We start from the raw sequence: 25,447 nt of genomic DNA on the forward strand, positions 1-25,447 counted from the left end.
TCATGGAGAATCATGCCAATCTCCAAAGTGAGTTACTTCATGCATTACCTTACGGAGTTGCGTTAATACAGAAAGATGGAACAATCGTTCAGGCAAACCGTCCGTTTCTCGAGCAGTTTCCTGAGAATCTACAGAGACGTTCGAACCTTTTCCATATGGTCAATCAGTCACCGATTACGATGGAATTGTCTCGTCGGATGGAACAAGGACTACCTTGGATGTATGAACTGCCAACGATGCGAGTACACGCCATTCCGTGGGAAAATCAATATATCCTCTCCATTGAGCCATTGCCCCATGATACACGCGTGACGATTCAACACAACGCTTTTGAGGCGATGATGCACACCGAACTCGACATGGCGATGATCATGACGGATGCGAATCTGTTGATTACTCGTTTCAATCAGGGGGCCACGGAACTGTTTGGCTATGCGCCCCATGAAGTGCTCTACGAAATGACACCGTTCGCTTTATTTGAATCGAGAGAATTAAGTGAAAAGCGCTCTGCTTATCAAGACGAGACGGAACGGTTGCTATCGTTCGAACAAATGTTACGCCTCGCACTCGACAAAGGAGACCGGGAATGGAAATTTCAATGTAAAGATCGGACACATTTCATCGGCAAATTGTTCATGCATCCCGTTTATGAGCAAGAGCAACTCATCGGCTTCTTTTTCTTCGTATTTGATGTGAGTTCCGAGATTGAGTTGAAACGTGAGCTCCGTTATAAGGAACAGCGTTATCGCATGTTTGCCGAATCGGTCATCGAAGCCGTTCTGTTCCATGAAGATGGGATGATTCTCGATGCGAACAAGGCAGCGGAATCCATCTTTAAAATCCCTGCAGAGCAAATGATGGGACGCCAGACGATCGAGTTTATCGCGGAAGGGTACCGGGCCGATGTGTTGCGACGCATTCGCAATCACATTCAAACGCCATACGAAGTGATTGGTCGTCGGCAAGATGGAACGTTCTTAGAACTAGAAGTGTATCCGAAAGAAGTGACGTATCAAGGGCAAACGTTACGAGTCGCGGTCATGCGTGATATCAGCGACCGTAAAAAAGTAGAGCGTATGCTCGAACGTGAAAAAAATGCCATCGCCCGTCAGCGCGATATCATCCAGTCAATCTTACAAGCATCGAATGAAGCGTTCGTTTTGACCGAATCGAACGGGAGTGTCTTGTTCATGAACGTCCACGCAAGACGACTCATGGACTTACCTGGGATTGCTCCAAACAAAATTCAGGAGCGTATCCCGCTCCTCTCCACGTTCCGTCCTCGTGACAGGAGCGAGATGCTACGAAAGATGGATCAACTTCTCGATGGGACAGCGCGTGAAGTATCGATGCGTTTCTCCATCCCACAGCCAAACGACCGAGATGAAGAATACTATGAGATGTATGGAACGACGATGGATACAAAACGACAAATCGGTATGGATAGTGGATTCTTGTTTGTGTTCCGTAACCGAACCGAGGAAGAGCGGATGGACCAGATTAAAAATGAACTGGTGAGCACGGTCTCACATGAACTAAGAACTCCTCTTTCTTCATTATCGGGATATATTGAATTGATGCTCGCTCGAGATTTGACGCCTGAAAAACGAGAGCGCTTCTTGAAGACGATGTCGCGGGAAGCGAAACGATTGACCGTCCTACTCAACGACTTTTTGGACATCCAACGCATGGAAGATGGTCACCAAGAATATAAACAAGATCATTTCGCTTTGAATGAACTTGTCTTAGAAGTGATTGAACGCTTCCGCGAAACGAGTGATCATACCATTCATTTCGATAATGCGGATGATGACTTGCATCTCGTTGCCGACCGAGATCGCATCGAGCAAGTTCTCGTCAACTTGATTTCAAATGCGATTAAGTATTCCCCGAATAGACAGGAAATCGAAGTACGGGTCCGACAAGACCACAATCAAGCGCATGTATCCATTCGTGATTTCGGTATCGGGATTCCGGAGCACGCCTTCGAAAAATTGTTCACAAAATTTTATCGGGTCGATAATTCGGATACACGTAAAATTGGTGGAACCGGTCTTGGTTTGTCGATTTGTAAAGAAATTATCGAATCACATGGTGGCAGCATCGAAGTGGAATCGACTGTCGGAAAAGGATCGACTTTCACATTCACATTAGATTTAGCGGAGGAAACGTCATGAACAATTACGCCTTTACCGGGTTCCCTGGTTTTTTAGCAGGAAAATTAATTGAACACCTCGCTTCGTTACCGCATCAAATCGGAGTCATCTACGCCTTGCATCTTCCGAACCAACAACGTGATGCAGAAGAGCTACGAGATACGCTACTGTCAACGACGTCGCTTGCACCGCACCAGCTCGTCCTTGTTGAAGCAGACATCACGTTACCCGAAGTGATTCTCGACCCGATTATGCGGTCTGTCATTGAACGCGATGTACATTACATTTTCCATCTCGCCGCCGCATATGACTTGAGTATTCCTTATGACATCGGTTATCGCGTCAATATACTCGGAACCAAACATGTGACCGCGTTCGCCAAACGCTCGAAACAATTGAAGCGTTATGTGTACTTCAGTACCGCCTATATCGCCGGACGTCGCCGTGGGACGGTTTATGAAAATGAATTATGGCATCGGGTCCAGTTTAAAAATCATTATGAGGCGACTAAATATGAAGCAGAGGCACTCGTTTCAAGAGAAATGGGTGGCATGCCAATCACCGTCATTCGTCCTGGGATCGTAATTGGACATAGTCGCACGGGCGAAACGAAAAAGTTCGACGGTGTCTATTTCGTCTTACAATTGATGACACAACTCCAGCAGATGCGACCACTCCCTTACATCGGGCGGGCGAATGTTGAGGTAAACCTCGTTCCGTACGATTATGTAGTAGAAGCGACCGCTTTCCTAGCTCATTCTCCAAACGGCCTGAAGCGGACATTTCATTTGACGGACCCATTCCCACATGGCGCACGAGAGGTATATCGTATGTTGCATGAGACGATGTTTCAGCGTTCTCCTCGCGGAACCGTTCCTCATGCCGTTGCCGACGCGGCATTTACTGCTTGGAATGGTGCCAAGCGACTCGAGGTTCCTCACGAACTATTGGAGTACTTTAAACATCCTGTTCACTTTGACACGACACAAACGATACGGGCACTCGACGGAACGGGCATCGTATGTCCAGACCTCCAGGATTACCTCCCTGAGATTGTCCATTATTATATGGCACACAAAAAGCCCTGATTCGTCAGGGCTTCAACTATGATTGAAATTAAATGAACAAGTATACGCCATGAATCATCGTACACTTGTTTATATCTCATCCGCGTCGTTACGAGACACCGCTTGATCGTGAAGCAGACGCTCGAGGACGAGGATATAGACCAATGCCACAAGGAGCCCTACGATACCAGGAAGAACCGCAACGATCGCATCCTCCAAGTATGCAGTTGGAATCAGGTAAACCAATAGCGACTTCACACCATACATCAACATCAACGAGGAGAGTAACACAAGCGTTACCGCTCGTTTCGACACATCCCCGAAGAACGGGCGCCCTGTCTTCTCCCCTTTTGTCATACCGAGCCAAGATAACAAGTCCAAATCCTCCTTTATCGATTCGTTCCCTAACCCATTATATACCAATTATTGCATACGATGAAGACCATCAAAAATCTGTGTTGCTCTTGACTACGACACCTCAAAAAAGGCTGCAACTCCTTCATGAGGAATGCAGCCTACAACACATCTTCAACCAATCAAAATCTTCTCTTTCGGATAGCGAATCTTCCGGTCGGCTTGACGTGCGACGGTAAAGAGAATGGTCAACGATCCGACACGTCCGAGAAGCATCATGAACATGATCAAGCCCTTCCCTGCATCATTCAATTCCGCTGTGATGCCGAGCGACAACCCTACTGTCCCAAACGCCGAGACCGTTTCGAATAAAATGGCAGTCGCCGGAATGTGGCCATTCGATAAAATGACGAGTGTCGTGATTATCATAATGAACAAGAAACTTGAGATGGCTACGACGTACGCCTTTTTGATTTGAAACGCATCAATCGTCCGCTCCATGATGACCGTTTCTTTCTTACCTGCGATGAAGGCCCACATATCCGCAAAGATGACGGCAAGCGTCGTCACTTTGATCCCTGACCCTGTCGAAGCCGCCCCTGCCCCGATATACATCAGAATCAATATCAAACCGATTGAGGCTGGTGCCATGGTCGCGATATCAATGGAATTGAAGCCGGCCGTCCGTGTCGTCACGGCTTGGAAGAACGTTACGTGTAACGCCTCACCGAGAGATCGACCGTACAATACCCCCTCGTTCGATACCCACTCAAACATCATGAGGACGAACCAAGCGACACCATTGATGACCAAGAGTGACAAAATCATGATTTTCGAATGGAGGGCGAGACGTTTCCAGCCTCTCTTTTCCGTGGTATCGGCAATCGTCGTGAAGCCAAGACCTCCAATCATAATCATGATGGCGATGGTCACAATGATGGCTGTGTTCTGCTCAAATGACATGAGACTGTCTGGGAATAATGCGAATCCCGCATTATTGAAGGCAGACACTGCATGGAAGAAACCGTAATAAAGTGCCTTTCCAAAAGAATAGTTCTCTGTACTGAACAACTCGAACGTCAAAAACAACATCCCGATGAACTGCACGATGACCGTCGTGAAGACGATGTTCCGTACGAGACGAACCGTTCCTCCCGGCCCCGCTAAATTCAGTGATTCCTGTAACAAGATTCGCTGCTTTAATCCGATTTTCTTCCCTAATACACTGAGCAACATCAAGGCGATCGTCATAAACCCGAGACCCCCGATTTGAATGAGGGCGACAATGACCAATTCACCAAACAGGGTGAAGGAGGAGCCGATGTCGACTGTCGACAGTCCAGTGACCGTTCCGGCAGACGTCGCGATAAATAAACAATCAATCCAAGAAACCGATTCTTCTTGCGCAAATGGCATATATAAAAGAGTGCCCCCGATAAAAATCGCCAGTAAAAATCCTCCCGCGATAAAACGGGCAGGTTTTTCAAATACGACTCGGTAAAGTACCTCGATTCGCTTCAAGCGCACCTCACGCGCTGACAGTCTATGCCGCATCACGACATCTCCTTCACTTCTATTATTCTAAGCCCCATGTTACTCCTCGCTTTTATAAATGCCAACAAGAAAATGTATCTCTAACGCTTTCTTCGATTTTTTGGTATTATGGGAGATAGACTTTAAGAATGTTGAGGAGGTTGAATGAAACCGTGGACCCTAGTACGGTAGATCATTCGATAGAGGATGTCTCACGAAGGTTGGAGCGCCAGTCACAATGTATGCCCGCTCACCTTTATTTTCAGCTAGAAGAGTTACTCAATTGGTCACTCGAGCAAGAAGTCGTGAATCAATTGTATGCATTGTTAAAAAAATACGATGTATTAACCGATATAGAGCGTGAAGAACGAAATATCAGCATTCAAATGCTGATTGATGAAAACGGCGCTTAATCATCGGGAACGCATGTTGCGGGAGACGAGTGGCGTCTCTCGCTTTTTTTGTCCTGATTTATTTCGGAAAGGTGGAAAACAAAGACATGGATGTCGTTACGTTAGTCGGACTCATACTCGGGTTCCTCACCCTCGTCGGTGGAATGCTATTAAAAGGGGCAGGTGTTGCGCCGCTGATCAACCCTGCCGCAATGGTTATCATTTTCGTCGGTACAGCCGCGGCTGTCAGTATCGCTGTATCGAAGGAACAACTTCAGAATGTTCCAAAACTGTTTAAAATCTTGTTCAAAAAACAAGAACTCCCAAGCAAGTCCGGATTGCTCACGCAATTCGTCGACTTGTCGACCCAAGCCCGAAAAGAGGGACTCCTCTCCCTCGAAACGGCACTTGAACAAGTCGAAGAACCATTTTTACGCCAAGGCATGATGATGGTCATCGACGGTCAACCTTCCGAATATATTGCGGAAGTCATGTCACGCGACATCGAAAATATGGAACAGCGTCATAAAGCAAACGCTGATATCTTCACTCAAGCCGGGACATATGCCCCGACACTTGGGGTACTCGGAGCCGTTATCGGATTGATTGCTGCCTTGAAAGACTTATCTGATATCGAAAAGCTCGGACATGCCATTTCTGCGGCCTTCGTCGCGACACTTTTCGGGATTTTCACCGGATATGTGCTTTGGTTCCCGTTTGCAAACAAGTTGAAGCAGTATTCGAAGAGTGAAGTCATCATCAAGGAAATGATGATTGAAGGGATTTTATCGATTCAAAGTGGTGAATCTCCAAAAACGCTAGAAGATAAACTGTCTGTGTATTTGTCTCCAAAGGAGCGAGCTGACTATGAAGCGCAAAAAGAAGCATGATCATGAAGAACATATTCCCGAAGGCTGGCTGATTCCTTACGCCGACTTGTTGACACTGTTGCTCGCACTTTTCATCGTACTATTCGCATCGAGTAACATCGACCAGACAAAGCTTGAGAAAATGTCACAGTCTTTCAACCAGGTGTTCTCTGGAGGCGTCAGCGTCTTTCAAGCTTCGACTGCCTCAAACAGTGACATCAGTCGCACAGACAAAACCAATACGACCGCCAACCCACGGACGTATGAATTGGCTCAACTTGACGAGTTAAAAGAAGATGTAAACAAATACATTAAAAAGAACGGTCTCGAAAACCAAATCAAAGCGACGATCAATTCAAGTGGTCTCGTCTTGACGATTCAAGACCGTGCCTTGTTCAACTTAGGAGAGGCGACTCTCGATGCTGATGCTCGTAACGTTGCACAAAACATCAGTCAAATTTTAGAGAAGGCGGGCAAGCGAGAGATTGTCGTCTCCGGCCATACGGATAACATTCCAATCAATACAGCACGTTTCCCGTCAAACTGGGAACTCAGTTCGGCACGTGCGACCGCGTTCATGCGTGGCCTTTTGGCAAATGATGCCTTGAACCCGGCTCAATTCACGCTCGCGAGTTACGGTGAGTTTAAACCGATTGCGACGAACGATACAGAAGAAGGTCGCTCTAAAAACCGACGTGTCGAGGTGTTGATTAAACCACTCGTCGACCTTTCTGAGGGCGAACCAAAGATGATTGAAACCATCACCTTACCAAACTAACAATCACCCACTCGTTCGAGTGGGTGATTTGTGTTATTGCATCAATTTAAAGTAGCGTCTCGCCAGTTCGGTGAGTGGGCTTTCGAACAATCGTTTTCGCCAGTAAAGGTCTGTCACTTTCTTCACGGCCTCACTTCGCGACGGATACGGGTAAATCATACGGGACAACTTCCCGATTTTGTCACCACGTTGCATCGCATAAACGACAATTTGCATCCAATCCCCCGCCGATTCACCGACTGCATGAGCTCCGATGATTTTTCCATTTTTCTTCGTAATCACTTTGACAAAGCCCGCTTCTTGGCGTTCAGCAATGAAGCGGTCCACTTCGGACAGTTTCGCTTCATACGTCTCAATGTCGTCACCGTAACGCTCGCGCGCTTCTCTCTCCGTCATCCCGACGTGGAACACCTCAGGGTCTGTGAATGTGATCCACGGGAGCTTACTATAGTCGACCTTGTTCCATAATCCAAAGAGCGCGTTCGCGACAACCGCCTTCCCTTCTTCTCCAGCGGCGTGTGTGAATGGGAGCGTCTTGATCGTATCGCCAATGGCAAAGATATGAGATTGTGACGTCCGATATGACGACGAGACATCGATATACCCTTTCGTCACCTGAACGTTCGCCCGGTCGAGACGAAGCGCATCGATTCGGGGAACGCGACCTGTCGCCATCAGCAGTTTGTCCGCTTCATATTCGACCGTTTCGCCGTTCACCTCTGTCGTGACACGAATGCGGCCATCGACCTCATCGACTCGATTGACCTTTACGCCGATTTTCAAGCGCATCGCCATCTCGAGTTGAGATTTCAAATAGGTGGCGACGTCCTCGTCTTCTTTAGGTAGGAAATCATCCTGCGCCTCGAGCACGGTCACTTGTGAGCCGAGTCGGACAAAGGACTGGGCCAATTCAAGTCCGACCGTTCCGGCGCCGATGACAATCAGGCTCTCCGGGAGCGTCTCTTCTTCAAAGACCGTTTCGTTCGTTAAGTATGGGACTTGATCGAGTCCATCGATTGGAGGAACTGTCGGTTTCGACCCCGTCGAGATGACAAATTTTTTCCCGATCAATAACTCGTTCCCTACTTTTAATTCGTGCGGGCTTTGGAACGAGGCTTCTCCGATATAGACGTCGACGCCAATCTTTTCAAAACGCTCTGTCCCGTCATGGTCTTGAATAATGGCACGTGCTTTGTCGACACGCGCTTTTGACATTTGATAATGCTCTTGTCCATTGAACTCGGTTCCGAGAACTCGGGCCGCGCGCATCATCGCATTCGCTTCCTTTGAAGCGGCAATCAACGCTTTCGATGGCACACATCCGACATGCAGACAGTCACCACCTAAATGTTTATTCTTTTCAACAAGCGCGACCTTTGCGCCTAAATTCGCAGCCCCTGCGGCCACCGTCATCCCGGCAGCACCACCACCGATGACAATCAACTGATAGTCCTTCATCGAATCAACCTCCGGTATCGTTCGCTCACATCTTCCATTCGTTTTCGATTCACGCCAAAGTCTGAATAGCCGACACGCGACGCAGATCGAAACTCGACTTGTTGAGTAGCGTCATCAAATAAAAAATCGACATCATCTTTAAATCGCATCACTTTCGAAGTCACTACATAATGAAGTCCTTCATCTGTTTCCTTCACCAATTCAGCCCGTGGCAACTGATTCATCGCCATCTTAATGGCTTCAATTGATTGCCCGCGACTGCCCGCATACGGCAGTGGGTCCATCCGCAATTCTTCAATTGAAGTTTGGGTTGACACAGCATTCGGACTTCCTTTTAACGGCTTCAAAGATTGATTGGCCATTATAAAAACCTCCCTCAGTCTACATACATCTATATGTAGCCTGAATTCGGGAGGTTTAATCCTATTAATGTAGTTCACTCGGGTCGAGCGGCAATAAGACGGTCACCGTCGTTCCGTGTCCGACCTCGCTCTCGATGACGAGTTTGCCTTCATGCGCTTCAATCAATTCTTTTGAAATCGCAAGTCCAAGCCCGCTACTACCTTCTGTGACATGAGCCTGATAGAACATCTCGGTGATGCGCTGCAAATGCTCTCGTGAAATGCCGGGACCTTCATCGATAATCGAGATGAAGGCAACACGTTCCGATTGCACGAAGCGGATGGTCAACGTTCCTCCGTCTGGCGAGAAACGAATCGCGTTCTCTAGGATATTTAAGAACACTTGTTTCAAACGATTCTCATCAAATAGTCCGACCGATTTTTGAGGATAGCGTTCGATGAGTGTGATGCCTTTGTCTTCAAGTGACTGTTTTAATTGCAGTGTCACTTGACGTAATAAAGAGACCAGGTCCAGTTCTTGGCGATACAAGACCAACCGACTCTCTTCAATTTTTGTATAGTCGAGAAGCTGTTCGACGAGACCGATCATGCGCTCTGTCTCGGAATGGATGATGCTTAAACCGAGCTCTGTCTCTTCAGATAGTTTCTCATCACCACCCCGAATCGTCTCGGTCCATCCCTTAATCGATGTGAGTGGTGTTCTGAGTTCGTGCGATACACTCGAGAGGAATTCGTTACGTGTCGACTGATGCTGCTGGACTTTCGCGCCTAAATACGTGAGCGTTCGAGCCAAGGCTCCAAGCTCATGTTTCTCATTTGACTCAACGGATACATCGAAGTCGCCCTGAGCCATCTCATCGGCCGCCTCGATGATGTGACGAATCGGTCTGACGAAGCGATCGGCAATCCGGATGACGGTGTATAGGGCGAGCAACCAGATCAAGACGCCAATCATGACGACCGTCATCCAAATTTCGCGAATGAGCGTGTCCAAGTCTTCAAGCGGTCGCGTGAAACTGATGGCAAACTCGGACGTATCGTTCGTCATAATGGGACTCGTGACCGACAAGTAATGTTCATCCCCGACGTCATAGTCCTGCACGACGGACTCTCCTTGCGACAGTTGCTGTAACTGTTCTTGAGAGAAAGAGGCCTGCCTTGTTCGTTGTCCCGTCGTTTTGACAATCGAACCGCTCCGGTCGACAATCGTCAAATCAGTTCCAGGATATCCGAATGTTCGGACGAGGACTGAAAAGGCGCTCGGCGTTTCAAACCCAACTTGGGCTTGAGGGTATAGATATGCACTCGTTGTCGCATGACCTAGTAACGCTTCCGACTCATACTCGTAATAGTAGCGATACGTCCCGTAAGACAAAATGCTGACGAGCAAGAGCAAGACAATCGTCACGACAATCATCATGCGAATGACTAACTGTTGTTTCATGCCTCATGTCTCCGCCATTTATATCCGTGACCCCACAACGTCTCGATGTAGACCGGATGACTCGGGTCATCTTCAATTTTTTGACGCAAGCGACGAATATTGACGTCGACTGTCTTTCGGTCACCGAAATAGTTAACGCCCCATACAGCATCGAGTAGCGCATCACGTGACAAGACGATTTCTTCGTTTTGGACGAGATGACAGATCAAGTCATACTCGGTCGGCGTCAAATCGATCGACTGTCCATACTTCGTCACTTGTTTCGCGGCGAGGTCGATTGCGAACGGTCCCGACTTTAAGCGTTTCGAATCTTTTCGTTTCACTTTTTCGACACGGCGCAACAACGCTTGGATGCGCGCCACTAATTCACCTGGACTGAACGGTTTGGCGATGTAGTCGTCTGCACCTTTACCAAGCCCTTCAATTTTATCTTCTTCGAGCGTCCGTGCCGTCAACATGATAATCCCTACATTTTCGTCAAGATCACGAATGGCAGCACATGCTTCGAATCCGTCCATTTCCGGCATCATGACATCCAATAGGACGACATCGAACGGTTCACGGTCAAATGCGGTGACCGCTTCTCGCCCGTTCGTCGCCTCAAAGACGTCGAATCCGGCTCGTTTTAAATTGACAATAATGAAGCTGCGAATCGCATGTTCATCCTCAGCTACTAAAATTCGATTCATATCGATTTCCACCTCTTCTAGAGTTCACTTCTCTACATTATAGTTACGTTTTTGCGACAAGGTTGTCAATTGACCTTAAAAAGGTTTAGGATGGAGTCATTAGATTCTGAAGGAGGACCCCCTACTACTATGAGTTACAAGATGATTGTATTGGATATGGATGATACGCTCCTCACGAGCGACCATACGATTTCCCCTAAGACAAAAGAAGCACTTCTCGATGCACAGGCGCGCGGCTATAAAGTCGTTCTCGCGAGCGGACGACCAACGTTTGCGATGTGGGAAGCAGCCCGTGAATTAGAACTTGCGAAATACGGAAGCTACATCTTATCGTTCAACGGTGCCTCGGTCATCGATTGTGCGACAAACGAGGAGATTTTCTCGAGCACGCTCCAGCCGGATACAGTCGCCCATCTCCATGATATCAGTGAACGGGAAGGAATCGCGATTCATACGTACGTCGGTAACGAAATCGTAACCGATCGCCCGAACCCTTATACGGATATCGAAGGTGAATTGACGGGAATGCCGGTCATTCATGTCGACAACTTTAAAGATGCCGTGACAGCTCCGGTCGTCAAATGTTTGATGCTTGCGGATGGCGACACACTCGCTCCAATCGAAACGAAGCTACAAACAGAATTGGCCGGGAAATTGGCTGTAGCCCGTTCAAAACCGTTCTTCCTTGAGTTTACTGAAGCCGGTGTCACAAAAGGAACGAGTCTCGCCTTCCTAGCAGATCAACTCGGCATCGCACAAAAAGAAGTCATCGCTTGCGGTGACGGAAACAATGATTTGACGATGATTGAATGGGCCGGCCTCGGCGTCGCGATGGGAAATGCTAACACGACGGTCAAAGGAAAAGCGGACTTCATCACAAAATCAAACAACGAAGACGGAATCGCTCATGTCATCGAAACGTACATGGCGGACGTACTCTTCACGCAATAAGCTTCTGATTGTAGAAAGGGAGGAAGGAAGATGAATAAAGGGTTGAAACGAGCTGGAGTCGGATTGATTGGAACTGCGGTCGCAGGAGCGGCTTATGTGTTCCTCTCACCGAAACCAGCCACACGTTTAATCAAAACTTCGTTTGCGGGGGGAAACGAAGTGGAGATGAAGGGATTCGAGGAAGTCGTTCAAAAGACGTCTGTCCGAAAAGACATCGACTACTTGTCTTCTTATGACAATGGAACCTTTGATTTGATCCGTTATGAAGGAAATAGCCGCACGATCCCTACCATTTTTTGGGTACATGGCGGATCATTCGTCGGTGGGGATAAATCGGATGTGTTAAAATACGCCACTTCGATTGCGAGTAACGGCTACAACGTCGTCAGTATCAATTACGCACTCGCACCTGACGTGATGTACCCGACCCCGCTCAAACAAATCGAAGAAGCGTACTCGTTCATCGCTGAGAACAATGACCGCTTCCGTCTCGATTTAGACCGCGTCTTCTTTGCAGGTGATTCGAATGGTGGACAGCTCGCTGCACAGTTTGTCGGGACCCAGTTGAATGACGACTATTCGCCTTCTGCTGAAGTGGGACAAGTCGTACCAAAATCCTCAATCCTCGGTGCCATCCTCTTGTCTGCACCGCTCGACTTGAAGCGCACATGGCTCGAATCATCAAAGTCAGTAAACCGCTTCTTGTTCAAACGAATCGGATGGGCATACTTCGGCACATACAATTGGGAAACTCTCCCGGTCGTTGCTGAAGCGTCGCCACTCGTCAATGTACCGGCCACATTCGTCCCAACGTTTATCGCGGATGGGAATGACCATTCCTTTGAGGAGCAGGCCAAGGAATTTGCAACGATTCTTTCAGGACGTACGGATGTCACGACTGTCTTTTATGATCGGAACGAGCACGAGCTTGGCCATAACTATTACTTCGAAATGGACCGCCCAGCGGCTAATTCCACGTATCGTCGTTTGATTACGTTCTTACGTGAAACGACAAATCAATCTGTATAATGCAAAAGAGGCGACGTTCTCCTACAGTGGAAAACGTCGCCTCTTTTCGTTAGCGCAATAGTTCGAACGCGCGACCAATCAATTCATTTCGGGATGGGGAAGTTTGACGCAATGCTTCAAGACGTTCAATCAATGTCTGTTTCAGTCCTTCATCCTTCACCAACTCCAGGCACTCGATGTGTAATAACCAGGCGTCAGCGTGGTTCGTTAAAATCTCTGGGATGAGACCATCGATTGATTCTCCCCGCTCACGCATTAGATGGATGCGGTTGAACATCGGATCATCGTTAGTCCATACACGTTCATCCCGTTCGATGATCACCGGTTTTTCAATCATCATCAGCTCGTCTACCGTTGTTCCTGGGAAAACTGATGGAAGCGAATCGACACGTACTTCGAGCGAGTCGAGTGAGATCGTCCGTCCTTCTAGGTGAACCGTCACGTCTTCGAGTGCACCGGATGCATATGCTTGCCGAATGCTCGTCCCGTCCTCAAAGAGGTCATCGCGATCGAGCGCGGACTCTGTGTCATGAGCGATCAGTAGCCCGTGTCGCTCTTTTTGTGTGAGCTGTCCATGTTGTACAATTGAACATTCATCCCATTGAATGAGCGTATGTTCTTTCGACTCCGTCATGTGACGAACGATGCCGACACGTTCTGATCCATCTTCAAGTCGAATCGTCGATTGACTTCCCGACGCCAACGCTTTCGCCACAGATTCAATCCCACCTTTTCGAATCGCCATTCTTCCCTCTAGTTCATCTAAGACAGAAGAGAGCGTCTCAAAGTTTGGAATAACGAATAGCTCTTTTTGCATGTTTGTCACGTCTTGCTTCGTCTGTAGCGCGTGCTCCAAGTCGAATGGATGTTTGACGACCGCATCTGTCAGACAGTGACGGCTCTCTCCTACCGATGATAAGAGGCCTGCCCCGTAAATCATCGGGTTGTCGAGGTCACCAATCAATCCGAATTCAACGGTCCACCAAAAGATACGCGCGACCTGTTGTGCTTCAGAAAAGCCAGTCACTTGCGCTTTCGCCTCCTGTACGGCTTTCTCCGCCGCCTCGATGTCCTGTTCAGTCGAATTCGCATTCTCCTTCACAATCGTCAAGCGTTTCAATGCGGAGAACGAGGCATGTTCTTCTCGGTTCATGAACGCCTTGGCCCCTAATTGACCGAAGCGTTTGACGATTGCCGAAAACGTCGGGTCCATCAACATTGGCGCATGTCCCGCCGCCTCGTGAATGATGTCAGGGGCTGGACTGTATAAAATATTCTCGACTTTCCGAATGTCTGTCGCGACCGGGAGCATCCCGTTTCCTTGGAAGTCAAAAAAGGCAACGCCGGGGATGAGCCCATCCACTGCGACCGTCGACCATCCTGCCGCCTGCATCTCATCCGTCATCTGTTCGACGTTCGGCAATCGATCCGGTCCCATTCCCGTCCGTTTCAATCCTTCGATGTAAAACGGATGCGCCTTCCCTTCTAACGTGTGCAAGTTCAACCGCAACACGAAACGCCAAACGGCATGATCTGTTGGTGTGTATTCATTGTAGAACTGCGGTGAAATATGTGGGGCTAGGTGTTTCGGAATCGATTGTGTCAACATGTGAAGTCCTCCTTTAAAATCAAAAAATCCCTATCGATTGAATCGATAGGGACGACAAAGCCGCGGTACCACCCTGGTTGCTAGAAAAATTCTAGCCGCTTGATCCGATAACGGGGGACCGCTCAATGATGAGAGCTCAGGAACTGTAATTCGATTCATCTTTTGGGCGTGTTCGCAGCACCACACGCTCTCTGGGCCAGGGAAGATGTCTCTACTTCGGTTCTTTCTTCGCTTTTCTTACATATCCAATTCTTTATCTTTTCTGCAGTTATGCTGTTATGCATATATGCTTTTAAGCACTAAAGTGACGTCTTGTTAGTTACTGTACCAAAGCTAAACAAAAGCGTCAACAAAAAACAGCCTGCGAATTTTCGCAAACTGTCAGAGACACCACTCAATCGGAGATTTTCCCCACTCCTTCAATGTATCGTTTACTTTGGAGAATGGCTTAGAACCGAAGAATCCACGATGGGATGACAAAGGACTTGGATGTACCGACGTGAGCACTTTATGTTGGTCTCCAATCCATTTCATTTTCTTCTTCGCATCATTTCCCCACAAGATGAATACAATCGGTTCCTCGCGACTCCCGAGCCGCTCAATGATGGAATCAGTGAACTGTTCCCATCCTTTTCCACGGTGAGAGCCCGCCTTTCCCGCTTCAACCGTCAGTGCCGTATTTAAGAGAAGGACGCCTTGTTTCGCCCATTTCTCGAGATTGCCACTCTTTGGGAAATCACATCCAACGTCATCTTTTAGTTCCTGAAAGATGTTTCGTAGAGACGGTGGGAAACGAACCCCGTCCTGCACCGAAAAACTGAGTCCATGCGCTTGATTCGGTCCGTGGTACGGATCTTGCCCTAAAATGACGCACTTCACTTCACTAAATTTTGTGTGAATAAATGCGTTCCAAATATCTTCTCGGGCCGGGTAAACGATCGTTTCTTCATACGCTTGGTCGACGAATTGCTTCAACTGTTGAAAATAAGGTTGTTTCATCTCTTCTTGGACAATATCCATCCAATCTCCAAGTAGTCGACTCGATAACTGATCTGCCATTGCATACTCCCCTTTCCCTTTGTATCATACCCAAAATAAATGCATACAAAAAGACGAGTCAATCGACTCGTCTCTCTAGGTTATACCGTTACTGCGCCTGCAACTTCTTTCGCAAGTGCTTCAGCTTTCGCTTTCGCGTCTGCCACGATCTCTTCGATTTTATCTGGGTATTGGTTCATCCCTTCGACCGCTACCGTCGTCACTTCAGATACACCGACGAACGCGAGCGCTTGGCGAAGGTATGCGTCTGCGAAGTTAAGGTCAGTTCCTGTGTAGATTCCGCCTGTCCCTTGGATGTGGATCGCTTGTTTGTTTTCAAGCAAGCCGACAGGACCTTGCTCCGTGTAACGGAACGTTTTACCTGCCATGAGCACGCTATCGAGGAACATTTTCATACGTGCTGGGAAGAAGAAGTTCCACATTGGCGTTGCGAACACGTAAAGGTCCGCTTCCATGAATTTCTCAAGCATGCCGCTCATTGTGCCTACCTTTTTCGCTTCTACATCAGTGAGCGCTTCGCCTGAAGCGAATTTGCCCCATGCACTGAGCACATCTCCGTCGATTTCTTGAACATCAACATCGTAGAGTTCGATTGCTTCCACTTCGATTGATGGATTTTCTGCTTGGAGTGTCGAAACGAATGTTTCTGCCACTTGTTTGCTGTATGAAAGTTCAGTTGGTTTCGGGTTAGCCGATACATATAATACTTTAGTCATCGTGTAATCCTCCATTTGTGTAATCTCTAATTTTTCAATAACAGTTAGAACTATATCATCTGTATATCTCATCGTCAATTATTTTAATTTCAAGATATTGAATAAAAAAGCAACGGGCTTTATTTGCCCGCTGCGTTATAACCGACTCGTTTCAATAACGAAATCAATTGTTCCGTCTCTTCATCACTTAACAGTCCATATATATCTTTGAAGATTTCAATATGTTGCGGATAGACGACGTCCATGAGCGCCTTTCCATCGTCTGTCAATGAAGCATATGTGACACGTCGGTCAGACGGGCAGGCGATTCGTTCAATCAGCCCTCGCTTCTCCAACTTATCGATCACATATGTCACGCTACCGCTCGTAATCAAAATCTGATCCCCAATTTGTTGCAACGGGGTGTCTCCTCGTTTATACAGTACGGATAAAACACCGAACTCTGTTGAATTTAACTGGTGGCGTCGTAAATCTTCTTTCACACGATCACTGATGGCATCCATCGTACGCGCAAGAACAACCCACGCCTTCAATTCAAGGGATTCAATCATGTCGGTTTCACCTCAATTCGTTCATCATATATCACTAGTATAGCAGGACTTATGCAGTATAAGCCGGGAAAAATACTTCGTCAAGGAACTTCTTCATTGTCGCCCATGTCGGAAACGTTTAGAATGGTAGTATTGTGATTTTAAGAAAGGGTGGACCGTATGCGTGAGTATTACGAAATTTCATTGACGATTAGACGGGAGTTTTTGCATGCTGTCATCGATTTGTTGAATCGGGAAGGCATCGCACCGGACTATGCGCTCGAAAAAGAAGGCGCGGTCTTTTTATTATTCAATCATTTACCTTGGCCAAACGTGACCCGTGAACCGCATGCCGTGGAACGTTTCTTATTGACGTTGAAACGATCGGACTATTTATTCGTCAAAACGAAACGTAAATCACCGGTCCCCGATCATGAACCGGTCGCCTGTATGGGGGCTCTCGTCTCCCCGTTCAATGAACATTTGCGCATCGAACTTGCCGTGGACGAGTCGGAAGCAAGTCATTTAGATATGTCCGCATTCCGTCATTATTAAACAATCGAATGCCCAACGCATCCCCTTGAAGATTAGAGCGAGATAGCTAATCGACATGGGGATTTTTTAGGAGTATCTGCTTTCTTTGACGGGAATAAAGGACAGTATTCGAGTTGAAAAGGAGACATGTTGGTATGGACACAGTCATGTTAATCGTCAATCCATCCTCAGGGAAAGAGTTGGGGGAACAACACGCAACACATGCCGAAGAGGTGTTGCGCGAACGATATGGACACGTCGATGTCCGCTTCACTGAAAAGGAACAGGATGCGACGAACTTCGCACGTGAAGCGGCAGAAAAGCACTATCAGGCCGTGATTGCGATGGGTGGGGACGGAACCTTGAACGAAGCGGTGACCGGTCTAGCCGAGGCTACTCATCGACCTGACTTCGGCATCATTCCACTTGGGACGGTCAACGACCTCGCCCGTGCACTCGGTGTCCCAAGTGACCCTAAACAAGCAATCGAGGCTCTCCGCGACGCTGAACCGACACCGATGGATATCGGAAAGTATGAGAACGGTTATTTCATGAACGTCATCGCCATCGGGCTCATTGCCGAAGCTGTCGACGAAGTAAGTGTGGAAGAGAAGACGAAATGGGGACCGTTCGCTTACTTGATTGAGGGTGTAAAAGCGTTCCGTGAACATAGTCCTTATGAGTTGGCGCTTGACAGTAAAGACGGGGAGTTTGATGGCGAGGCTTATCTCGTCGTCATCGCCTTGACGAACTCGGTCGGAGGATTCGAAAACTTCGAACCGGACGCGCGACTTAATGATGGTCTTCTTCACGTCTATATCTTTGAAGAGCTCGGGTTAAAGGACGCACTTCAATTAACACCCGCCCTCTTTACAGGAAAGTTGAAGGAAACGGATAGCGTCACCTCATTTTGTACGTCACGGGTGAACGTGACCTCGCCTGATGCGCTTCCTGTAAATGCTGACGGGGACACAGGCGGCAAGCTACCCCTCACCTTTGAAGTATTGCCGAGCCACTTAAACGTATTAAAGCCGGTATAAGAGCAGGAATTTTGACGATTGAATCGAATGTGTTCAAGCGAGAAAGGAGAATGACCTATCAATATCTCACTTGTTCCATTAACAGTCGCATCCGGCGACATCGTCGATACATTCAATCGTTGGAATAACGATCCTGAGATCGTCCATCTTATTCGCCCGAGCCGCTCTAAAGAAGAATTGACCGCCCATTATGAGATGACGGTTGACGATTTAGAAGAACGACTCTTAACACACGATATTTTCCTTATCTACGCAGATGACCATCTCGTCGGAGAAATGAACGTCATGTATGACCCGCCTCATTTATATCGACAAGAACCCGGTACAGCTTGGCTCGGTTTCGTCATCGGCGAATCTGTAGGTCGCGGAAAAGGCGTTGGCACAGAAGCTCTTCGTTTGTTAGAAGAGCAATTGCGAGCCAAACAAACACCTCGTATGGAACTTGGCGTATTCGCTTTCAACCATGCGGCCCATCGTCTCTATACGAAATGTGGGTATCAAGAAATCGGTCGGATCGAGCACTTCACCTACTGGGACGGTCAATTTTGGTCCGATATTCGGATGGAAAAACGACTCGACGAAAAACCCTTTCACGCCAAGTGAAAGGGTTTTGACTTAGTTCTTTAAGTTCTCGACTTCGACAATCCGGAAGCCTTTTTGTTCAAGCTTAGAGACAACCTTGTTTTTCATGTCTTCTTCACAGTCTGGTGGTAGTGTCACGAGTACCCGTCGCAATACTTTACTTTTCGCATCGAGCGTCATCAAGCTCGCGATTGATGTATATTTGTTCACGATTTTCGTGATTTTCTCAAGTGCCCCAGCCTGTTCGCTCAAGGCGATTGTCAAGACGTAACTACCCGTGTCGCGACTCCATGCTTCTTCGAGCATCCCGAGCATCTTACCGTGGGGAAGAATGCCATAAAATTCATTGCTCTCATCTTTCAATACAGCAATGTACGGCAACTCTTTGATTGAGAAAAATACTTCAAAGAATCCATCTGACTCATGGACGTACTTTTGTGTATTCTTGATGAGTGTCATCACATTATCGTCCATGTTTTCCCCGTTCATTCCATGACGATAAATATGCATCTTGTAAATGTTACCGCGGAAAAATTTCCCCGTCTCGTCTAAAACAGGTACACAACGGTATCCTGTTTCTTCAAGCGTATGAAGCGCTTCCCGCAATGTTGCCTTTTCACTGATGGTGACAACATCTTTCTTCGGGATACATAAGCTATGCACTAACATGCGTTTTCCTCCCAGCCAATAATAAAGTGGTCTACACCCTATTCATTATTATTCCCCAAATATGATGAATATCCTGCATACTTTTTCTGAAAAGTTATGAACACTTCTCGTAATCCTTGCATTTGTCGGAATTCAAAAAAGTCGTTATAGTGAAACTATCCAAACAGACAAAGGGGATGGACGATTATGACGATGAAAAAAGCATTGACGATTGCCGGTTCTGACACAAGCGGCGGCGCGGGAATCCAAGCCGACCTCAAAACGATGGAAGAACTCGGTGTATACGGTATGACAGCTTTGACTGTCATCGTGGCACAAGACCCACATAACGCATGGAATCACGAAGTCTTTCCAATCGACACGACCTTGATCGAGAAACAAATCGATACGGTGCTCGCTGGAATTGGAGTCGATGCAGTGAAGACAGGTATGCTCCCGACACCTGAAATCATCGAACTCGCAGCACGGAAGATTAAAGAATACGGAATCCAGAATGCCGTCGTCGATCCGGTCATGGCATGTAAAGGTGCGGATGAGATTCTTGATCCGAACGTTGCGGTCGCGATGCGTCAACACCTCGTACCAGTCGCAAAAATCATCACACCGAACTTATTCGAGGCGCGTATGCTCGCTGGCCTTGATAAAACACCCGCAACGATGGACGAAATCAAAGAAGCCGCTCGTTTAATCCATGAACTCGGCGCAGAGATCGTCATCGTCAAAGTCGGTGGCAAACTCGGATTCGATACAGCATTCGACGTCTTGTACGACGGAAACGAATTCCGCCTTCTTGAAAGTGAAAAAATCGAGCCTGCGTTCACACACGGCGGCGGATGTACGTTCTCTTCTGCCATCGCAGCCTCACTCGCCAACGGTCACACGGTCGAAGAAGCGATTGAAATCGGAAAAGAGTTCATCACAGAAGCCGTTCGTCATTCATTCCGTCTCAACCAATACGTTGGACCGACGAACCATACCGGATACCGTAAAAAAGTAGCAACACAATCGTAAACAGATGACCCGGAACTACGTGTTTCGGGTCATCCTTTCCATTGGAGGGACAGACGTGAAAGCGATTCAACCTGATCACATTCAGCACTATTTAGACAATCACGTCGCGACACCACTTTTCGTCCATGTCGAGACGACGAACGGTGCCTACGCGACACATAATGACCCGGACTTTCATAACGCCGGGATGTTTATCCGTAATGCCAAAATCGAATACAGCATCGGTCAAATTAAAGGAAATGGTCCCTATCGTGTCGGTTTAAAACTCGATCACGGTTGGCTCTATGTCGAGGGATTGACCGACTATGAAATGCACGAAGAACAGTTGTTACTCGCTGGTCACGATCGTCTCGGTCGTCTCGCATGTGCGCTGCACATCGATATCAAGCCGCTCCCACAAGGCGCATCGGAGGTGGAGAATCAATGAATGGACCGTTACTCGTCATATTCCCACACCCGGACGATGAGGCGTTCAGCTCGGCCGGAACGATTATCCAACATCGTCAAAGAGGACTACCCGTCACATACGTCTGCTTGACGCTCGGTGAAATGGGACGCAACATGGGTTCTCCAATCTTTACGACACGTGAAGAACTGCCGAAAATTCGAAAACATGAACTCGAAGAAGCATGTCGCATGATGGGCATCGAGGACCTGCGCATGTGGGGTCTTCGTGACAAGACCGTCGAATTTGAGGACGAGGCCGAGCTCGCTGGTCGCTTCCGCGCATTGATTGACGAAGTGAAGCCGGAAACCGTCATCTCATTCTATCCAGGATATGCCGTCCACCCGGACCATGAAGCGACAGCCCGTGCCGTCGTACGTGCGCTTCAAGAGATTGGCGAGACGCGCCCTGAGTTCTTAGGTGTCGCCTTTGACCGCCGCACAGAAGACGAACTCGGACAACCTCACGTCATCGTCGATGTAACGGAAGAGAGCGAACAAAAGAAAGATGCCCTGTTTGCCCACCGGTCTCAGACGGAAGGTCTGCTTCGTGCGATCGATAACGCAGAAAACGCCCACGTCATGGAGTTACTCCAACGTGAGCGCTTCTATCATTATCCGTTCTCATGATTCATAGGCTAGACGGGTCATATAAAGCAATGCCCCGACGGTCCCAAGACCGATTAACGTTCCGAATACTACAACGATTTGTCCCATGTTTTCACCTCTTCTAGACTTTACGAACAATTCCATTCATTGGTTTCAAACACGTGCTCTTCGCACGTGTTTTTTTAGAAGTAAAGAACGTAAATCACGATGGCCAATACGATTCGATAGACCGCAAACGGCATCAATTTCACTTTGTTGATCAACTTCAAAAAGAATTTGATCGAAAGAAGTGCGAATAAAAATGCGCTGACGAAGCCGACGACAAAAACGGGTAGCGTATCGAGCGTGAAATACGTCCACTTGCTATAGAGTGACAATGCACTCGCTCCAAACATGATCGGTACCGCCATGATGAACGTAAAATCTGCCGCTGCCCGGTGACTCATTCCGAGGAGAACCCCTCCAGAAATCGTTGAACCGGACCGTGAGAACCCTGGCCATAGCGAAAAACATTGAATCAAGCCGACACCAAGTGCTTGCTTATACGTGATGTCATCGAGCGTAGCGGTCGTCTGACGCTTCACACCGGATAAATCTGCAGCAATCATAAAGAATGCCCCAATGACTAACCCAATCAACACCGTCTTGACCGAGAAGAGATGTGTATCGATGTAGTCCTCAAACAGTACACCGAGGACGCCAGCAGGCAACAATCCGATCAAAATATGTACGAGATTGAATTGGCGCGCGGTTCCACTTTGTCTTAAGGTGAGCAAAGACTTCGGATTCAGTAACGCTTTGAACCGGTCCCGAAAGACGACCACGACCGCTAAAATCGACCCTAATTGAATGACGATTTTAAACGTGTTCGCTACTTCCTGCCCTAAAAACTGACTCGAATTCAACCAGAGACCATCTACGAGAATCATATGACCGGTCGACGAGACCGGGGCAAATTCCGTCAATCCCTCGACGACACCTAATAAAAATCCTACAAATAATTCATACCATTCCACATTGTTTCTCCTATTGATTCATCAAGATTGTTCTCATCATACACTTCTCGACACAATCTTTCGTCCGTCTTAAGACGTAAAAACAGACATGGCTTATGACCCATGTCTGTAAAAATTATCGGGCGGTCGCATGAACGAACCAAACGACAAGCCCAATTAAGATGAACGCCAAAAATAGCGACACTGTCGTTCCTACAATAAAGACCAGCCCCAACACGAGGATACCGAGATGCCATAGCATCGAGACAGATGATTCCGTCGTCGCTCGGATATCGGAAGGCACCTGATGATGCAAAAGACCGTAATAGAGCGGCTCCATCGCTCCATATATAAGAGCCAACAGCCCCATCAGCCCGATTCCGATTGGATTCGGAAAAAGTCCGATGACAAGAAATCCACCGCCCATTAGCCAACCGAACCCGTTTAACCAACGCTTGGATGACACAAATCGTATAAGCGTCCCCGCAAAAAGTTGACCAGGTAACTGAATCAAAAGCAGGACGCTTGAAATGGCACCGAACCAATAGATTGGGATGGATACATCACGTGCATACAGTTGCCAGAACTCATCGATGAAATTGAATGCGGACAAGGCTGCCAAAAATCCGATGGTGACGTTACGAATGGATGTGTGCGACCACACAAATTGAAATCCTTTCAACAAGTGCCGCCACGTCAATCGGTCTTCTCCTTCGCCATGAACGGGTTCAACGAGAAATAAGCTACACACGGTCGCCATCAATAAACTGAGAATGGACAGTCTGTAGTTCCACTCCAATGGAAGGTACTGAGCCAACATACTGCCACTCCATGCCGCCGTCACAGCGGCCATAATCCCAATCGCGTTCAGTTTTCCAAGAACCCGTTCGAACGACGACGCTTCATGACTTTCTTGTAAGGACTCGTATAGCAGCGCATTCTCCGCCCCACTTCGAATGACCGACCCAACGGCCGAACAGCTGATGGCGACAAAAAATCCGCTGAAGGTGAACGAGTATAACAAGATCCAAAACGATAACCACTCCAAGGCTACACCTACTTGGATTAGCCGACGCCGTGTCGTCCGGTCCGCCCATACACCAGTCGGTACTTCTAACAGAACGATGATGAGCGCATAGATCATCTCCAAATAGACGACTTCCTGAATGGTGATGCCTCGCGACTCCCAAAATAACCGCTCAATCACGTACGCGGGAATCAGCCCTTCAAACCAACGAATCCACCCTAACCAAACGATGTTTCGACGAACTTAACTCGGTGAACGTGCTCGTTTTTTCATTTAAATCTCCTCCTTACTTGTCTATTCCCGAAAACACAAAAAAACCACGAGACGAATCTCGTGGTCGACGTGTTATTTCAATAAGTTGAGCATTTCGCGATTGAATGCCGGAATATCATCTGGTTGACGGCTCGTCACGAGCTGGTTCTGGCAGACGACCACTTCTTTGTCCGCATATTTCGCTCCGGCATACTCCATGTCGACTTTGATCGATTTGTAGCCGGTCGCGTCACGACCTTCTAACGTCTTCGCCGTAATCAACAGCTGTGGCCCGTGACAAATGGCAAAGACAGGTTTTTTCGCATCCATGAATGCTTTCGCGAACGAAACGAAACGTTCGTCTTCACGCAATAAGTCAGGTGAGAACCCGCCAGGTAAAAGAAGCGCATCAAAATCTTCCGGCGATACATCATCAATCGATTGATCGATGTTCACTTTCGCCTCTCCTTGCTTTCCTTCCACCGTGTTGCCAGCTTTCTTCTCGATTGTCACGACGTCATGTCCCGCATCCACCAATGCGTCACGGGGACCCGTGAATTCTACATCTTCAAACATATCTGTAATGAGCGTTGCTACTTTTGCCATATTCTAAACACTCCCTTTGTTTGTTTTATCCACATAGAGACTGTTCCACAGGCATGAATCACTTAAACATCTCAAGTGGCATTCAACGGAATTTCGAGACGTATGGATTGTCGCGTTCAAAGAAGCGATACGGGTAGTCGCGCGCCTCGCCCGTGTTCGGGATCCCGATACGGGGACCTGCCTCAATCACTACTCCTGCCTCACCCTCCGCGATGTAGAGTGGGTCTTGTTGAAAGGAATGGCCGTATAGATCCATTGTGATTCCGAGTGCTTTCGTCAACTTTCCTGGTCCGTTCGTCTGGTCATATCGCTTCACTCCGGGACGGTTCGAAGCAATCCATTCATGGCCTTGAATCGGTTCGACGGCTCGAATCAAGACGGCTTCCGGTGTGCCGACCGGACCGCTGACCACGTTCAGGAGCGTGTGCGTATGCATCTGATACGTGTACACATGCCCAGGTTGTCCGAACATGACTTCCGTTCGTTTCGTTCGACGCCCTCCGAAGCTATGCGCCGCCCGGTCGATGGCACCGAGGTAAGCCTCTGTCTCGACAATCTTCGCGATGATGTCACCTTCTGGATGTCGCCGCACCAAATATTGACCGAGTAAGGCGCGTGCCAATTCGAGTGTCGGTTGTTCATAAAATGCTAGATCGAGTCGCTTCATGGTTCCACCTCCGTT

28 protein-coding genes and 1 other annotated feature are annotated in these 25,447 nt (G+C 47.9%); of the genes, 13 read left to right on the plus strand and 15 right to left on the minus strand.

Features of this window, described 5'->3' with window-relative positions:
- Positions 1–2: 2 nt before the first annotated feature.
- Together KNO69_RS10840 and KNO69_RS10845 are read left to right on the plus strand one after the other, a co-directional pair.
- Positions 3–2,177 (plus strand): PAS domain-containing sensor histidine kinase, encoded by a 2,175-nt coding sequence (locus tag KNO69_RS10840; protein ID WP_214817968.1) that lies wholly within the window; start codon positions 3–5, stop codon positions 2,175–2,177.
- A complete protein-coding gene (locus KNO69_RS10845) occupies positions 2,174–3,244 on the plus strand; it encodes an SDR family oxidoreductase (protein WP_159563352.1) in 1,071 nt (356 codons plus the stop codon). The genes KNO69_RS10840 and KNO69_RS10845 overlap by 4 nt, the downstream gene beginning before the upstream one ends.
- 69 nt (positions 3,245–3,313) lie before the next feature.
- On the opposite strand, the gene KNO69_RS10850 is transcribed toward KNO69_RS10845, so the two are convergent.
- Both KNO69_RS10850 and KNO69_RS10855 read right to left on the minus strand, forming a co-directional pair.
- Positions 3,314–3,598 carry a hypothetical protein gene (locus KNO69_RS10850; RefSeq protein ID WP_159563351.1) on the minus strand — a complete coding sequence of 95 codons (285 nt, stop codon included), beginning with the start codon at positions 3,596–3,598 and terminating at the stop codon, positions 3,314–3,316.
- Between the two features lie 153 nt (positions 3,599–3,751).
- Positions 3,752–5,131, minus strand: coding sequence for a TrkH family potassium uptake protein (locus tag KNO69_RS10855; RefSeq protein WP_078146130.1), 1,380 nt, complete (start codon positions 5,129–5,131; stop codon positions 3,752–3,754).
- A gap of 200 nt (positions 5,132–5,331) precedes the next feature.
- On the opposite strand from KNO69_RS10855, the gene KNO69_RS10860 reads away from it, so the two are divergent.
- From KNO69_RS10860 to KNO69_RS10870, 3 genes are all read left to right on the plus strand, one after another.
- Positions 5,332–5,523: a hypothetical protein gene (locus KNO69_RS10860; protein WP_224862903.1), complete on the plus strand. Its 192-nt coding sequence runs from the start codon at positions 5,332–5,334 to the stop codon at positions 5,521–5,523.
- Positions 5,524–5,609: 86 nt separating this feature from the next.
- A complete protein-coding gene (motA, locus tag KNO69_RS10865; protein WP_015880500.1) occupies positions 5,610–6,392 on the plus strand; it encodes a flagellar motor stator protein MotA in 783 nt (260 codons plus the stop codon).
- On the plus strand, positions 6,370–7,149 hold the full coding sequence (locus tag KNO69_RS10870) for a flagellar motor protein MotB (protein ID WP_214817970.1): 780 nt from the start codon (positions 6,370–6,372) through the stop codon (positions 7,147–7,149). Before motA ends, KNO69_RS10870 begins: the two co-directional genes overlap by 23 nt.
- Before the next feature lie 33 nt (positions 7,150–7,182).
- Here the strand turns inward: KNO69_RS10870 and KNO69_RS10875 are convergent, their stop codons facing one another.
- From KNO69_RS10875 to KNO69_RS10890, 4 genes are all read right to left on the minus strand, one after another.
- Complete coding sequence (locus KNO69_RS10875; RefSeq protein WP_159563349.1) at positions 7,183–8,607, minus strand: dihydrolipoyl dehydrogenase family protein; 1,425 nt, start codon at positions 8,605–8,607, stop codon at positions 7,183–7,185.
- Positions 8,604–8,969 (minus strand): DUF1499 domain-containing protein, encoded by a 366-nt coding sequence (locus tag KNO69_RS10880; protein ID WP_159563348.1) that lies wholly within the window; start codon positions 8,967–8,969, stop codon positions 8,604–8,606. Before KNO69_RS10880 ends, KNO69_RS10875 begins: the two co-directional genes overlap by 4 nt.
- Before the next feature lie 64 nt (positions 8,970–9,033).
- Positions 9,034–10,413 carry a sensor histidine kinase gene (locus tag KNO69_RS10885; protein ID WP_074034934.1) on the minus strand — a complete coding sequence of 460 codons (1,380 nt, stop codon included), beginning with the start codon at positions 10,411–10,413 and terminating at the stop codon, positions 9,034–9,036.
- Positions 10,410–11,102 carry a response regulator transcription factor gene (locus KNO69_RS10890; protein WP_015880495.1) on the minus strand — a complete coding sequence of 231 codons (693 nt, stop codon included), beginning with the start codon at positions 11,100–11,102 and terminating at the stop codon, positions 10,410–10,412. Before KNO69_RS10890 ends, KNO69_RS10885 begins: the two co-directional genes overlap by 4 nt.
- A gap of 129 nt (positions 11,103–11,231) precedes the next feature.
- Between KNO69_RS10890 and KNO69_RS10895 the strand changes: the two genes are divergently transcribed.
- Positions 11,232–12,053 (plus strand): Cof-type HAD-IIB family hydrolase, encoded by an 822-nt coding sequence (locus KNO69_RS10895; protein ID WP_214784232.1) that lies wholly within the window; start codon positions 11,232–11,234, stop codon positions 12,051–12,053.
- Between the two features lie 30 nt (positions 12,054–12,083).
- A complete protein-coding gene (locus KNO69_RS10900; protein WP_214817973.1) occupies positions 12,084–13,082 on the plus strand; it encodes an alpha/beta hydrolase in 999 nt (332 codons plus the stop codon).
- A 49-nt stretch (positions 13,083–13,131) separates the two neighbouring features.
- Here the strand turns inward: KNO69_RS10900 and KNO69_RS10905 are convergent, their stop codons facing one another.
- The 4 genes from KNO69_RS10905 to KNO69_RS10920 all read right to left on the minus strand — a co-directional run bounded on the left by KNO69_RS10905 (position 13,132) and on the right by KNO69_RS10920 (position 17,017).
- Positions 13,132–14,691, minus strand: coding sequence for an aromatic amino acid hydroxylase (locus KNO69_RS10905; RefSeq protein ID WP_214817976.1), 1,560 nt, complete (start codon positions 14,689–14,691; stop codon positions 13,132–13,134).
- A 44-nt stretch (positions 14,692–14,735) separates the two neighbouring features.
- Positions 14,736–14,929: a binding site (T-box leader), on the minus strand.
- 143 nt (positions 14,930–15,072) lie between these two features.
- Positions 15,073–15,750 carry a uracil-DNA glycosylase gene (locus KNO69_RS10910; RefSeq protein WP_214817978.1) on the minus strand — a complete coding sequence of 226 codons (678 nt, stop codon included), beginning with the start codon at positions 15,748–15,750 and terminating at the stop codon, positions 15,073–15,075.
- A gap of 80 nt (positions 15,751–15,830) precedes the next feature.
- Positions 15,831–16,466 (minus strand): FMN-dependent NADH-azoreductase, encoded by a 636-nt coding sequence (locus KNO69_RS10915; RefSeq protein WP_078146124.1) that lies wholly within the window; start codon positions 16,464–16,466, stop codon positions 15,831–15,833.
- Between the two features lie 119 nt (positions 16,467–16,585).
- The gene (locus KNO69_RS10920) at positions 16,586–17,017 is read right to left on the minus strand and encodes a MarR family winged helix-turn-helix transcriptional regulator (RefSeq protein WP_214817980.1); all 432 of its coding nucleotides are present in this window, start codon (positions 17,015–17,017) and stop codon (positions 16,586–16,588) included.
- A 159-nt stretch (positions 17,018–17,176) separates the two neighbouring features.
- Between KNO69_RS10920 and KNO69_RS10925 the strand changes: the two genes are divergently transcribed.
- The 3 genes from KNO69_RS10925 to KNO69_RS10935 all read left to right on the plus strand — a co-directional run bounded on the left by KNO69_RS10925 (position 17,177) and on the right by KNO69_RS10935 (position 19,173).
- Positions 17,177–17,551, plus strand: a complete 375-nt coding sequence (locus KNO69_RS10925; RefSeq protein ID WP_078146123.1) for a hypothetical protein — start codon at positions 17,177–17,179, stop codon at positions 17,549–17,551.
- Positions 17,552–17,685: 134 nt separating this feature from the next.
- Positions 17,686–18,570: a diacylglycerol/lipid kinase family protein gene (locus KNO69_RS10930; protein ID WP_074034946.1), complete on the plus strand. Its 885-nt coding sequence runs from the start codon at positions 17,686–17,688 to the stop codon at positions 18,568–18,570.
- Between the two features lie 63 nt (positions 18,571–18,633).
- Complete coding sequence (locus tag KNO69_RS10935; RefSeq protein ID WP_264093167.1) at positions 18,634–19,173, plus strand: GNAT family N-acetyltransferase; 540 nt, start codon at positions 18,634–18,636, stop codon at positions 19,171–19,173.
- A gap of 12 nt (positions 19,174–19,185) precedes the next feature.
- Here the strand turns inward: KNO69_RS10935 and cbpA are convergent, their stop codons facing one another.
- Positions 19,186–19,821: a cyclic di-AMP binding protein CbpA gene (cbpA, locus tag KNO69_RS10940; protein WP_031424393.1), complete on the minus strand. Its 636-nt coding sequence runs from the start codon at positions 19,819–19,821 to the stop codon at positions 19,186–19,188.
- A 186-nt stretch (positions 19,822–20,007) separates the two neighbouring features.
- Here cbpA and pdxK point away from each other — a divergent pair, with 186 nt between their 5' ends.
- Genes pdxK through bshB2 form a run of 3 tightly spaced genes read left to right on the plus strand, consistent with a single transcriptional unit; the run spans position 20,008 to position 21,906 of the window.
- Positions 20,008–20,832: a pyridoxine/pyridoxal/pyridoxamine kinase gene (gene pdxK, locus KNO69_RS10945; RefSeq protein ID WP_015880484.1), complete on the plus strand. Its 825-nt coding sequence runs from the start codon at positions 20,008–20,010 to the stop codon at positions 20,830–20,832.
- Positions 20,833–20,887: 55 nt separating this feature from the next.
- Positions 20,888–21,259: a YojF family protein gene (locus KNO69_RS10950; protein ID WP_074034952.1), complete on the plus strand. Its 372-nt coding sequence runs from the start codon at positions 20,888–20,890 to the stop codon at positions 21,257–21,259.
- Positions 21,256–21,906: a bacillithiol biosynthesis deacetylase BshB2 gene (gene bshB2 / locus KNO69_RS10955; RefSeq protein ID WP_078146120.1), complete on the plus strand. Its 651-nt coding sequence runs from the start codon at positions 21,256–21,258 to the stop codon at positions 21,904–21,906. The genes KNO69_RS10950 and bshB2 overlap by 4 nt, the downstream gene beginning before the upstream one ends.
- 161 nt (positions 21,907–22,067) lie before the next feature.
- Here bshB2 and KNO69_RS10960 read toward each other — a convergent pair whose 3' ends face one another.
- The 4 genes from KNO69_RS10960 to KNO69_RS10975 all read right to left on the minus strand — a co-directional run bounded on the left by KNO69_RS10960 (position 22,068) and on the right by KNO69_RS10975 (position 25,432).
- Positions 22,068–22,901 (minus strand): undecaprenyl-diphosphate phosphatase, encoded by an 834-nt coding sequence (locus KNO69_RS10960; protein WP_074034956.1) that lies wholly within the window; start codon positions 22,899–22,901, stop codon positions 22,068–22,070.
- 115 nt (positions 22,902–23,016) lie between these two features.
- Positions 23,017–24,087, minus strand: coding sequence for an MFS transporter (locus tag KNO69_RS10965; protein WP_214817988.1), 1,071 nt, complete (start codon positions 24,085–24,087; stop codon positions 23,017–23,019).
- Between the two features lie 165 nt (positions 24,088–24,252).
- Complete coding sequence (locus KNO69_RS10970; RefSeq protein WP_015880479.1) at positions 24,253–24,765, minus strand: type 1 glutamine amidotransferase domain-containing protein; 513 nt, start codon at positions 24,763–24,765, stop codon at positions 24,253–24,255.
- Positions 24,766–24,847: 82 nt separating this feature from the next.
- A complete protein-coding gene (locus KNO69_RS10975; protein WP_078146117.1) occupies positions 24,848–25,432 on the minus strand; it encodes a DNA-3-methyladenine glycosylase in 585 nt (194 codons plus the stop codon).
- Positions 25,433–25,447: the final 15 nt, after the last annotated feature.

Origin of the sequence: Exiguobacterium sp. s131, from assembly GCF_018617345.1 — a bacterium.
Lineage (GTDB): Bacteria > Bacillota > Bacilli > Exiguobacteriales > Exiguobacteriaceae > Exiguobacterium > Exiguobacterium profundum.